This window comes from Sphingobium sp. TB-6 (assembly GCF_012927365.1).
In the GTDB taxonomy this organism is placed as follows: domain Bacteria; phylum Pseudomonadota; class Alphaproteobacteria; order Sphingomonadales; family Sphingomonadaceae; genus Sphingobium.
Genome location: NZ_JABBGL010000016.1, coordinates 20,045 through 31,389 on the forward strand (window position 1 = coordinate 20,045; position 11,345 = coordinate 31,389).

The following is an 11,345-nucleotide window of genomic DNA, read 5'->3' on the forward strand; positions in this document are numbered from 1 at the left end:
CATCAGGCGAAGAAGCGGTTGTCCGGGCGCGGCAGGCCTAGATGGTCGCGCAGCGTTTCGCCTTCGTATTCGGTGCGGAACAGGCCGCGCGCCTGCAGTTCGGGCACAACCTTGCCGGCAAAGTCTTCCAGGCCTTCCGGCAGGTAAGGGAACATGGTGGTAAAACCGTCGCAAGCGCCTTGCTCAAGCCAATGCTGCATCTCGTCGGCGATGGTCTTGGCGGTGCCGACAAAAGCCAAACCGCCATAGCTGCCGGCCTTCGCGGCGAGCTGGCGGATCGTCAGGCTCTCAGCTCTGGCCAATTCGATCATGAACCGCCGCGAACTTTTGCTGGCGTTGGATTCGGGGATGTCGGGCAGGGGGCCATCGGGATCGAAGCCCGATACGTCGTGACCCAGCATGCCGGACAGTGAATGGATGCCGCTGTCGTAGTGGACCAGGCTGTCCAGTTTCGCGCGCTTCGCGTGGGCTTCCTCGACGGTGTCTCCAACAACCAGGAATACGGCCGGCATGATCTTGATGTGATCGGGATTGCGTCCTACCGTCGCCGCCCGCCCTTTGACGTCGTCGTAATAGGCTTTGCTGCCTTCCAGCGTCGATTCCGCAGCAAATACGGCTTCGGCGGTTTCGGCAGCGAGCTGGCGGCCCGGGTCCGAGGCACCGGCCTGGAAGATGACCGGCCAGCCTTGAACCGGACGGGCGATGTTAAGCGGCCCGGTGACCGAGAAATGCTCGCCCTTGTGGTTCAGCGCACGCATCCGGGCGGGGTCGAAATAGATGCCCTTTGCTGCGTCCATAACGAAGGCATCGTCGGCGAAACTGTCCCACAGCCCGGTCACAACGTCATGAAACTCGCGGGCGCGGTGATAGCGCGCGGCGTGATCTGGCTGGGTCTCCAGGCCGAAGTTGCGGCTGCTGTCCGGATTCGAAGTGGTCACCACGTTCCAGCCGGTCCGCCCGCCGCTGATGTGATCGAGAGAGGCAAAGCGGCGCGCGACATGGAACGGCTCGTCGTAAGTGGTCGAGGCCGTTGCGACGAGGCCGATTCGCTCAGTCACCCCGGCCAGTGCGGAAAGCAACGTGAATGGCTCGAACGAGGTCACAGTGTGGCTGCGCATCAGCGCCTGGCGTGGCAGGTTGAGCACGCCGAGGTGATCAGCCATGAAGAAATAATCGAACTTGGCAGCTTCAAGGCTGCGGATGAAGCGCTGGATCGCTGCCAGGCTGAAGTTCGCGTCGGGTAAGGCACCTGGATACCGCCAGGCTCCGGTGTGGATGCTGACCGGGCGCATGAACGCGCCAAGGTGAAGTTGCTTGGCCATCAGTGCGTTTCCCGGTCTGGAGGTACGGCCGGACCATACCGAACGGTCCGGCCGTTATTTCGTTAGGCAGGCCTTGCCTTGCCTTGCGCCTGGTCGAGTTCCCGGCGAACCGCAAAGTGGTCGTCATAGTTCTCGGGCTTCAGGGCGAAGGCTTTCTGGCGCGGGATGCGGTTGGCGTTGATTTCATCGTACTTGAGGTAATAGGCCTTGTGCATCCGGTAGAACGGGATTTCAGGCCAGAGGTGGTGGATCAGGTGGTAATTCTGATAAACCAGCAGCGGGTTGAGCAACCATTCCCAGCCGAACCGCATGGTTGTCGCCATGTAAGGGTCTTCGTCTTGCGCGATGATCGCGGGATGATGTGGCAGGATGACGAAGACGATGGCGATGATGAACAGCGTGATCCGTGACGGCACGAACCACAGCATGAACAGTTCCCAGCCGAAGCCGAAGTAAATTGCCGCAACGAACAGCAGCGCGAGGAGCGAATAGAAGACAAGCAGTTCGGTGCCATGTTTCTTGCGCACGTTCTGACCATATTTGACGAAATACCAGATGTAGGCACCATCGAAGAAGGTCCAGCGGAATGGAACCTGCCACCAGGGCGATTCATGCTCGAACCGGTCGGGGTCTTTGGGTCCATTGGTATGCGTGTGGTGCTTGTTGTGGACCCAGCGGAGCAGGACCATCGGGGCATAGGGAAAGAGGAAGAACAAGCCGATCGCGCCGATCGATTCGTTGATCCAGCCAACGCTCGACAGCGACTTGTGCGAGGCGTCGTGGATCACGCTGAAAAGCAGATAGGTGACGAGGCCGTTTGAGATCGCACCGACCCAAAGCGGAAGCATAGCGTTCAGCGCCAGGTACCAGGTCGTTGCGATCCCTGCCATGGAAACGACAAACAAGAGAGCTGTCGGCAGGGCGAGAACGGGCGCCTTTCGCAACTCTTCGAAATGCTCTTCGGACGATCTGGGAAACGCGATTGCAGCCATTACCCGACTTCCTTTCCTCTCACTGGTTTTTAAGCGCCTGGTTGGGTTGACGCTCGGCCTCTTTGTCGCAATTGACTCAGATCATCCCCTTGCACGCGTTTGCACCTTACACTATTCGTTGGACAATATGCAACTCCTTTCCCATAATGCAAGGGGCTTTGGGGCCGGGGAGTGGCTGGTGAAGGGGAATACCGATGAACGCACGCAAGGCTAGCCAGCTTACAGCTAAAGGTGATGAAATCGAACATCAGGCTAACGAGCGCTTGCCTCCCGAAGATTTGAGCGCGAATGATTCGCCGCGCAAGGCTATCCAGTCCGTGGAAATTGGTGTTCGCGTCCTCAGGGCCTTGATGGATTGCCCAAGGGATGGCGCACATCTGCGTGAAGTTGCCGAGAAATCGGGTCTGTCACGCAGCCAGGCACACCGTTACCTGCTGGCTTTTGTCAATACAGGCGTGGTCGAGCAGAATGTCCAGAATGGCCGCTATGCACTAGGTGAGTTTTCAGTTCGTATTGGCATGGCCGCGCTGGCGCGGGTGGAGCCGGTACGGATCGCTGGCGATAATCTGGCGAGCGTGCTGGAAGAACTGCAAACGACAGGGTTGCTGGCGGTCTGGGGTAATTACGGGCCATCGGTGATTCGCTGGATCGATGGCGGTCTGCCCCTGTTTACCAGTTTGCACGTCGGCTCTGTTTTGCCATTGCAGGCTTCGTCGACTGGCATCCTGTATTTGACCCATTGTTCACGAACTTTGACCCAGCCCGTCATCGAGCAAGAGCGCGCCAGCGGGCTGGTGGTTTCCGACGACGAACTGGAAAGGCAGATAGTCCAAGCGCGCGAGCTGGGATACGCGACCACACAGGGTACGGTTGTGCCTGGTCTCTCTGCCTTGAGTGTACCTGTGTTTGATTCCGCGAACAGGCTTGTTGCGACGATGAGCGTTCTCTCGCGAGTTCAGGACAAGCATTTTTATTCGAAGACGAAGATCGAAAAGATCCTTTCGGCGGCCATAGCAGCGAGTCGTGCGATCGGCTGGCAAGGATAGCTCCTGCGGCTTTACATCAGAAGTGGACGGGCCTCCATATTGGTGGACCGGCTTCATGGCGGGGGCGCTGCCAGGCCCGACCATCCGGAAGGTATGAACGTTGTCGCTGTCCGATAAAGAGCCAATCGGCAAACGGGAGTTCATCGCCATGATGGCGATGATCCAGGCATTGCAGTCACTTGGGTTTACAACGTTGCTTCCGGCTTTGGGTGCCATGGCAACCGATCTGGGAGCAAGCGGTTCAAACCAGCGGCAATGGGTCATCGGCACCTTCCTGATCTGCTCGGGCCTGTTTTCGCTCGTCCCGGGGACGATCTCCGACCGGCTTGGGAGGAGGCCGGTCCTGCTGGTTTGCATGGTTCTGTTCGCCCTGATCAATCTGCTTTGTGCTTTCGTGGCTGACTTTTCGGTCCTGCTGGCGGCCCGCGCGCTGCTTGGCTGTGCCTCTTCCGCCCTGACCGTCCTTCCTCTGGCGATCGTTCGCGACCGCTATCAGGGCGAAGACATGGCCAAGCTGCAGGCCTTTGTCGCGATGCTGTTTATGGCAGTCCCGACCCTCGCCCCAAGTTTGGGTTATGTGATCTTTACAGCGCTCGGCTGGCGTGCCGTCTTCATCGTCATCGGGGTGCTGTCGATGGGAGTGTCAGCTTGGTATTTCTTCCGCATGGAAGAAACGCTGCCGCTTTCCCGGCGGCAGTCTCATGGTGCGAGTGAATTGTTCGGCAACATCCGCCTCGTTCTGACAAATCGCCGGTCGATCGGTTACGTCATTGGCATGGCCCTGATTTTCGGCGCTCACTTCGGCTTCATCAACAGCTCGCAGCAATTGATCGGCGAACATTTCGGGGCCGGTGGGGCCTATTCGGTAATCTTTGGCTTGATGGCGGGCTCGATGATGCTGGCCAGCATTGCCAATTCCGCTATCGTACACCGTTTCGGCATCCGAGGGATCGGCCATGCCGCCATCCTGTGCCATTTCCTTGTGTCGATCGGCCAGATCTATGTGGCATCCCGACCGGGCGAAACCCTGCTTCAGTTCGTGCTTCTGACATCCGCGAACATGTGCTTGCTGATCACGGTCTTCATCAATTTCACTGCGATTTCCCTGCAGCCATTCGGCAAGGTGGCCGGGGCCGCGGCCTCTGTTCAGACGTTCTTCCGTTTGGTGCTTGGCGCGGGGCTGGGCGCACTGATCGGGCAGGCCTACAATGGTTCCCCGCTGCCTCTGGCCTATTCGTTCTTCGGGGTGGCGAGCGTGACCATCGTGCTTGTACTGTTCAGCGAAGGCTGGCGATTGTTCGGGGGACCTATACCGGTTCAGGCTGCGAACTGACTGCGCCGCCTATTCGTCTCCGACCGACTCGGGACTTCCCGGCGCGGCCAGATCCGAAACCATTCGCACCCCGTCGATCACGATCGGGCTGGCGACGCCTTTGCGCCCTCCGGCCATTGCGGCGAGGCCCCTGGCGATGACCTGTGGATCGGCGAACACTTCGTCGAGTTCGTTGATTGGTCCGGCTGGCACGCCAACCTCTTCAAGCGCGTCGAACAGCGCTTGTCGGTTCCACTGGGCCGTGCGCCCCTCGACCGTTGTGACCAGTTCCGCCCGGTTCGAGAGACGGGCAGGATTTGTGGCGAAGCGTGGGTCTTCATGCAGTGAACACCGCAAAACGCGGCACAAGCTGGCGAACTGGCCGTCGTTGCCGGCCGCAATCACCAAGGGCCCGTCAAGCGTGGGGAAGGCTTGATAGGGTGCCAGATTGGCGTGACCGTTGCCGAACCGGCGCGGCACATTACCCGATGTCATCCAGTTCATCGCCTGATTGGCCATGACAGTCACCTGGGTGTCGAGCAGTGCCATGTCGATGTGGGCGCCGCTGCCGGTGCGGTCCCGGCGGTTGAGCGAAGCGAGGATCGCCACCGTGCTGTACATGCCCGTGAACAGATCGGCCACGGCGATGCCCGCCTTCTGCGGTTCGCCATCGGGTTCGCCGGTCATCGACATCATGCCGCCCATGGCCTGGGCGATGAAATCGTAGCCTGCGCGGTGGGCGTATGGCCCGGTTTGTCCGAACCCTGTGATCGAGCAGGTGATCAGGCGCGGATTCAGTGCGGAAAGCGCGGCATGGTCAAGCCCGTACTTCGACAGCCCGCCGACCTTGTAGTTCTCGATCACGATATCTGCGCCGCTTGCCAGATCGCGAATGATGGCCTGGCCCTCCGCGCTGGCGATGTCGATTGCGAAAGACCGCTTGCCGCGATTGGTCGAATGGAAATAAGCCGCTCCCAAATTGGTGCCATCTTCTGCTGTCACGAACGGCGGCCCCCAATGCCGCGTATCGTCTCCTACGCGGGGCCGTTCGATCTTGATCACTTCGGCGCCAAGGTCCGCCAGCAGCTGTCCGCACCATGGGCCAGCCAGGATGCGGGCTAATTCAAGCACCCGGACGCCATCAAGCGGTTTGACCGGGTCACTGGAACGAGGCGTCTGCCAAGCCGGTTTTGCCATAGCCTCAGTTGCCGCCCTGTGCCGCGATACGCTCACGCCAGACCCGGAGTCCGTCGCCCGCGCCCTTGGCCATCGTGAAGCTGTCGATCCCGTTGGCGATGAAGCGGGCACCGCCATCGAGGAACTGCTGGACGAGGCGTTCGTCGCGCGAAAGGATCCCGGCCGGTTTGCCGGTTGAGACGATCCGCGCCAGTGCTTCGCCGGTCAGCTTGAACAGGGCATCGAAATTGATTGCGCCCAGCAAACCTTCGGTCGCGGCCAGGTCCGCAGGTCCAAGGAACAGCGCGTCGATTCCGTCCACTGCGGCGATCGCCTCAATGTTGTCGACGGCGGTCGCGGTCTCGATCTGGGCGATGATGCAAACCTGCGCATTGGCTTCTGCGACATAGGCAGGATAGCCACCCCAGCGCGCGGCACGGGCGCCGCCGAGGCCGCGTTCGCCTGCAGGCGGATAGCGGGACGCAGTTACGATGGCCTGGGCCTGTTCGGCGGTCTCGACCATCGGAACCATCAGAGTCTGCGCTCCAAGATCGAGAACCTGCTTGATCGCTACCGGATCGTGGCCGGCAATCCGGACGATCGCCGAACACGGCGGCGTCGCCTCGACCGCACGCAGCTGCGCGACGATGCCGGGCAGGGTTTGCGGGCCATGTTCGCCATCGATCAGCAGCCAGTCATAGCCATGGCCCGCGCAGATTTCGGCAATGTCTGGATGGGCCAGGGCCAACCAGAAGCCAAGCTGGACCGGACCTTCGCGCAAGGCCGCCTTGAAGCGGTTGACCGGTGTCTGCATTTTCGCCCCTTAAACGAACCGGAACCCGATTGAACCAAACTCGCCAAAATCGGCGTTGAAGACATCGCCCGGCGCCGCTTCGACCGGGCGCGTGAACGATCCGCCAAGCACGACTTCTCCGGCTTCGAGCCCTTGCCCCCAAGGCGCGAGCCGCCGTACCAGCCAGGCGACGCCGTTGGCGGGGTGGTTAAGCACCCCTGCCGCAAGGCCGGTTTCCTCGATCACCCCGTTGCGGCTGAGCAGGGCGCCGATGCGGCGCAGATCGAGCCCGTCGGGTTTCGCCGGCAGACCGCCGACGATGATTCCGGCATTGGCGGCATTGTCGCTGATCGTATCCAGGACCTTGCGCGCCACTCCGGTTTCGGCATCCTTGGGATGCACCCGGGTGTCTATGATCTCGATTGCCGGAGCCACATAGTCGGTGGCGCTCAGGACGTCGAAAATCGTCGTCTGTGCTCCTTCCAGGCGGCGCCCGAGCACAAAGGCCAGTTCGACCTCGACCTTGGGCGTGATGAACCGGGCGGTCGGCACGTCGCTGCCCTGTTCGAACACCATGTCATCCAGCAAGGTGCCGTAATCGGGTTCGGTGATTCCGGCTGCCTGCTGCATCGCGCGCGAGGTCAGGCCGATCTTGTGACCAAAGACGGCCCGGCCGCGCTCTCGCTTGAGATCGACCCAGGCCTGGTTGATGCGGTAGGCATCCTCGATCTGCATGCCTGGATAGCGCACGGAGAACGGCCGGATCCGTTCGCGGGTCTGCTCGGCATGGTCGAGTTCCTGCGCCAATTGCGCGACCAGTCGATCGTCGAATGTCTCGCCTGTCATGTGTCCTGCTCCCAATGCGCAACACTTGGGAAAACTCATTGCACAATGTCAAACGATATCTTAGGCTCCGGCAAAATTGACTGTGAACTCCGGCAAGGAGTCGCGCGAATATATCGTCAGGATCACATGGGAGAATGTCATGGCTGCTGAAGGGGTTATCAGGGAAGAAAAGATCACGGGCCGCGGCTTGACCTCGCACACCCTCTTGGCGGGCGATCCGTCCAAGCCGGCAATTCTGCTGCTTCACGGTGCGGGTCCGGGCGCACATGCCGCATCCAACTGGTATCACCTGATGCCGGACCTCGCCGAAAACTTCTTCGTGATCGCGCCCGACCTGATCGGTTTCGGCCAGTCGGTGATTCCCGATCCGTGGCCTGACAGCGTGATGGGCTGGATCGGCACCCGGGTCGACCAGTGCTTTGGCCTGCTTGAGGCGCTCGGTGTGAAGAAGGCCCACGTTGTAGGCAATTCGATGGGCGGCGCGCTGACCCTGCAAATGATGAGCGAGGAGCCCGACACAATCGACAAGGTGGTGCTGATGGGTTCGATCGGAGCCCCCGGCCCGCGCACCCCGGAACTGATCCGCCTGCTCTCGTTCTATTCCGACCCACGATATGCCCGCTATCGCCAGGTGATGCACAGCTTCGCCTACGATGCCGAGAAGTTCGAAGGCATGGAGGAAATCGTCGAGAACCGTTACAAGATCGCCACCGATCCGGGAATCATGAAGACCGCGGTCAAGATGATCGATTCGATGAAGAACGGCATTGAGACGCTCAACATGCCGCCCGAACTGCTGGGCAAAATGCCGCACGAAGTGCTGATCTTCCATGGCCGTCAGGACCGGGTGGTGCCGCTCGACACCAGCCTATACCTGATCCAGCATCTCAAGCATGCCGAACTGTACGTTCTCGACCGTTCGGGCCACTGGTCGCAGCTGGAACGGTGGGATGTCATGCGTCCGATGATGGAAATCCATTTCGGCGCCCGCACGTTCTAGGCGGTTGGCCTCGTTGCATGTCTGGTCAGCATTTTCACCAAGGTCCGCGATTGGGTACTTCGGCACGGTCGGACCAAGGCCCGGCCGTGCCGCCAGTGGGTGATGAAGCTTCAATTCAGGTGGAGCAGCACGCGGCGGCGTTATGGGACTATTCCTTACACATTTATGCCAAGCCGGGCGTGGCAGCTTCCTGCCTTGCCTTGCAGGATCAGCATGGGTGTGACGTCAACACGGTGTTGCTTTGCCTTTGGTTGGCAGGGGCGCGTTGCACCATTCTCGCTGTTTCGGACATCGAGGCCGCGCAGCACTCGGCAGCAACTGCGAATGAACGCTTCGTGCAACCGGTCCGTTCGGTGCGGCGCTGGATGAAGCAGTGGTGCCAATGTACGCCTGAGTCGGAAATTAACGCCGCAGCCTATGCGGCGCTGAAGACGGCAGAGTTGCATGGTGAACGTCTGGTCCAGTCCCAAATGCTCGCTGGGCTGGACCTGGACCAGTTGACCCGTGCCGAGTCGTCCGAAGCAGCAGTCCAGGCAAGCTTTGCCAACTATTGTACCTTGGCGAGCACATCTGGCGGAGTGGCAGAGGAACTGGGTGAGCTTGTTGCCAGAGCCTGGCATTGAGCCAGTCCTGCCTGTCGGGCTAATTGCATTTGAGGAACGGGATATGGATCGGTGCCTGGATGGATCAGTTGTCGCGATCACTGGTGCCGGGCGCGGAATAGGTCGCCAACTGGCGTTGTATTGCGCCGCGCAGGGGGCGGCAATTATCGTCAACGATCCTGGCGTGGCGCAGGCGGGCAACGGCGGCGATACCGCATTCGCTCAGAACACCGCTAACGACATCATCGGTGCCGGGGGCAAAGCGGCGGCCAACTTCGGTAATGTTGCAGATCCGGCGGAGGCGCAGAGCATTATCGAGGATGCGGTACGGAAATTTGGCCGAATCGATGCGGTCGTGAACAATGCAGGCATCTTGCGAGACAGCATCTGGCACAAGATGAGTCACGCGGACTGGACCAGCGTCATCGCGGTCAATCTTACTGGTGTCTTCAACGTTTCCAAGGCCGCCACGCCCTATTTTCGTGAACAGAAGGCGGGCAGTTTCGTTCATTTCACTTCGACGAGCGGTCTGATCGGCAACATCGGGCAGGCGAACTATTCGGCGGCAAAGTTGGCCGTCGTCGCGCTTTCGCAGTCTATCGCGCTCGACATGGCGCGAGTTGGCGTCCGCTCGAACTGCATCGCGCCTTTTGCGTGGAGCCGCATGACCTCGTCAATTCCCGCGACAACGCCTGCCGAACACGAACGTGTCCAACGGTTGCAATCCATGTCGGCAGACAAGATCGCGCCGTTGGTTGCCTATCTGGCATCCGACCTATCCAAGGACGTGACCAACCAGATTTTCGCGGTTCGCAAGAATGAAATCGCCCTGTTTTGCAAGCCCCGGCCGATCCGGTCGATGACCAAGGTCGAAGGCTGGACGCCGGAGGCAATTGCCCACGAGCTTGTACCTTCGTTTCGCAGCAGCTTCGCGCGCGCCGATGAAGTCTCGGCGCATGTCTTTCCTTATGATCCAATCTGACAGGTAACCGATGAGCAACGCCGGCATGGATGCAGAAGTCTTCGAACAATTCTTGATACAGCTTGAACGCTTCGTGCGCGACCGGCTCATTCCTGTCGAGCGCAAAATTATTGAAACCGACCTCATCCCCGAAAACGTCCTCGAAGCGATGCGCGACATGGGTCTGTTTGGATTGACCATACCGGAAGAGCATGGCGGCGCCGGCATGAACATCAGCCAGTATATCCGCACCATGCACACGCTAAGTTATGCGATGCCGGCATTCCGCTCGATCATCTCGATCAATGTCGGCATGTTCGCCTCAGCCCTCAAGAATGGTGGAACAGAAGCGCAGAAGGCTGCATGGCTGCCGCGCATTGCCGCGGGTGAAATCGCCGCTTTCGGCCTGACCGAACCGGGTTCGGGATCAGATGCGGCGGGTCTGCAGACGACTGCGGTGCCGACCGGCGACGGCTGGCTTCTCAATGGCACCAAGCGATATATTACCAACTCGCCCTTTGCGAAGGTTGGACTGATCATGGCGCGGACGGCCATGGAAAATCTGCCCAAAAACGCCCATATATCGGCATTCATCGTCCCGCTTGACATACCCGGCGTGACGATCTGCAAGTCGGACAGGAAGATGGGCCAGTCGGGTAGCCATATCGCCGATATCGGGCTGGAAGATGTCCACGTTGGCAGCGAGGCTCTGCTCGGCGGCGAACTTGGCAAGGGCTTCGCATTCGCGATGATGAGCCTCGACAACGGCAGGATGTCGGTGGGCGCCGCAGCGACCGCTTATGCCCGCCGGGCGCTGGATAGCGCCATCCGATACGCGACCGAGCGCAAGGCATTCGGCGAGCCGATTGCCAACTTCCAGTTGATCCAGCAGATGCTCGCCCAGAGCGAGATCGAAATCTATGCCGCCGAATGCATGATGGACGATGTCACTCGGCGCGCCGACGCAGGCGAGAACATCTTGCGCAAAGCAGCGGCGTTCAAGGTTTTCGCGACAGAAATGTGCGGCCGCGTGGTGGATGCCTGCGTCCAGATCCACGGCGGTGCCGGCTATCTTGCCGAATACGATGCCGAACGTTTCTTCCGCGATGCGCGCATATATCGGATTTATGAAGGCACGACCCAGATCCTGCAACTCCAGATCGCTAAGCACATGCTGCGTGAATTTGCGGCGGCGAATTGACCTTCGTGGGTTGCACTTCATCCGCAGGCTGCACCATGGGCGGCCAGGGGGTTCATTCCGCCCCGCCCTGGCGCATGGCCAATTCGCCTGCGGG

11 protein-coding genes are annotated in these 11,345 nt (G+C 60.3%); 6 read left to right on the forward strand and 5 right to left on the reverse strand.

The window, feature by feature from the left end:
• Nucleotides 1–2: 2 nt before the first annotated feature.
• Nucleotides 3–1,322 carry an LLM class flavin-dependent oxidoreductase gene (locus HHL26_RS18275; RefSeq protein WP_008828095.1) on the reverse strand — a complete coding sequence of 440 codons (1,320 nt, stop codon included), beginning with the start codon at nt 1,320–1,322 and terminating at the stop codon, nt 3–5.
• A gap of 62 nt (nt 1,323–1,384) precedes the next feature.
• Entirely contained in the window at nt 1,385–2,314 is a 930-nt protein-coding gene (locus HHL26_RS18280; protein ID WP_008828096.1) for a fatty acid desaturase, read from the reverse strand.
• A gap of 194 nt (nt 2,315–2,508) precedes the next feature.
• Here HHL26_RS18280 and HHL26_RS18285 point away from each other — a divergent pair, with 194 nt between their 5' ends.
• Nucleotides 2,509–3,360, forward strand: coding sequence for an IclR family transcriptional regulator (locus HHL26_RS18285; RefSeq protein WP_008828097.1), 852 nt, complete (start codon nt 2,509–2,511; stop codon nt 3,358–3,360).
• Between the two features lie 100 nt (nt 3,361–3,460).
• On the forward strand, nt 3,461–4,693 hold the full coding sequence (locus HHL26_RS18290) for a multidrug effflux MFS transporter (RefSeq protein WP_024018974.1): 1,233 nt from the start codon (nt 3,461–3,463) through the stop codon (nt 4,691–4,693).
• A 9-nt stretch (nt 4,694–4,702) separates the two neighbouring features.
• Here the strand turns inward: HHL26_RS18290 and HHL26_RS18295 are convergent, their stop codons facing one another.
• Genes HHL26_RS18295 through hpaH form a run of 3 tightly spaced genes read right to left on the reverse strand, consistent with a single transcriptional unit; the run spans nt 4,703 to nt 7,487 of the window.
• On the reverse strand, nt 4,703–5,869 hold the full coding sequence (locus tag HHL26_RS18295) for a CoA transferase (protein ID WP_024018973.1): 1,167 nt from the start codon (nt 5,867–5,869) through the stop codon (nt 4,703–4,705).
• Between the two features lie 4 nt (nt 5,870–5,873).
• Entirely contained in the window at nt 5,874–6,662 is a 789-nt protein-coding gene (locus HHL26_RS18300; RefSeq protein ID WP_008828100.1) for an HpcH/HpaI aldolase/citrate lyase family protein, read from the reverse strand.
• 9 nt (nt 6,663–6,671) lie between these two features.
• Nucleotides 6,672–7,487 carry a 2-oxo-hept-4-ene-1,7-dioate hydratase gene (hpaH, locus tag HHL26_RS18305; protein ID WP_008828101.1) on the reverse strand — a complete coding sequence of 272 codons (816 nt, stop codon included), beginning with the start codon at nt 7,485–7,487 and terminating at the stop codon, nt 6,672–6,674.
• 139 nt (nt 7,488–7,626) lie between these two features.
• Between hpaH and HHL26_RS18310 the strand changes: the two genes are divergently transcribed.
• The 4 genes from HHL26_RS18310 (at nt 7,627) to HHL26_RS18325 (ending at nt 11,251) form a co-directional block, all read left to right on the forward strand.
• On the forward strand, nt 7,627–8,487 hold the full coding sequence (locus HHL26_RS18310) for an alpha/beta hydrolase (protein WP_008828102.1): 861 nt from the start codon (nt 7,627–7,629) through the stop codon (nt 8,485–8,487).
• A gap of 95 nt (nt 8,488–8,582) precedes the next feature.
• On the forward strand, nt 8,583–9,110 hold the full coding sequence (locus HHL26_RS18315; RefSeq protein ID WP_229710705.1) for a TIGR02444 family protein: 528 nt from the start codon (nt 8,583–8,585) through the stop codon (nt 9,108–9,110).
• 43 nt (nt 9,111–9,153) lie between these two features.
• Nucleotides 9,154–10,071: an SDR family NAD(P)-dependent oxidoreductase gene (locus HHL26_RS18320; RefSeq protein WP_024018971.1), complete on the forward strand. Its 918-nt coding sequence runs from the start codon at nt 9,154–9,156 to the stop codon at nt 10,069–10,071.
• A 10-nt stretch (nt 10,072–10,081) separates the two neighbouring features.
• The gene (locus HHL26_RS18325) at nt 10,082–11,251 is read left to right on the forward strand and encodes an acyl-CoA dehydrogenase family protein (protein ID WP_008828105.1); all 1,170 of its coding nucleotides are present in this window, start codon (nt 10,082–10,084) and stop codon (nt 11,249–11,251) included.
• Nucleotides 11,252–11,345: the final 94 nt, after the last annotated feature.

Bases quoted from the DNA above. Each gene is read 5' to 3' on its own strand.
- HHL26_RS18275 (WP_008828095.1), bottom strand. From the start codon at position 1,322: ATGGCCAAGCAACTTCACCTTGGCGCGTTCATGCGCCCGGTCAGCATC.
- HHL26_RS18280 (WP_008828096.1), bottom strand. From the start codon at position 2,314: ATGGCTGCAATCGCGTTTCCCAGATCGTCCGAAGAGCATTTCGAAGAG.
- HHL26_RS18285 (WP_008828097.1), top strand. From the start codon at position 2,509: ATGAACGCACGCAAGGCTAGCCAGCTTACAGCTAAAGGTGATGAAATC.
- HHL26_RS18295 (WP_024018973.1), bottom strand. From the start codon at position 5,869: ATGGCAAAACCGGCTTGGCAGACGCCTCGTTCCAGTGACCCGGTCAAA.
- HHL26_RS18300 (WP_008828100.1), bottom strand. From the start codon at position 6,662: ATGCAGACACCGGTCAACCGCTTCAAGGCGGCCTTGCGCGAAGGTCCG.
- hpaH (WP_008828101.1), bottom strand. From the start codon at position 7,487: ATGACAGGCGAGACATTCGACGATCGACTGGTCGCGCAATTGGCGCAG.
- HHL26_RS18310 (WP_008828102.1), top strand. From the start codon at position 7,627: ATGGCTGCTGAAGGGGTTATCAGGGAAGAAAAGATCACGGGCCGCGGC.
- HHL26_RS18320 (WP_024018971.1), top strand. From the start codon at position 9,154: ATGGATCGGTGCCTGGATGGATCAGTTGTCGCGATCACTGGTGCCGGG.
- HHL26_RS18325 (WP_008828105.1), top strand. From the start codon at position 10,082: ATGAGCAACGCCGGCATGGATGCAGAAGTCTTCGAACAATTCTTGATA.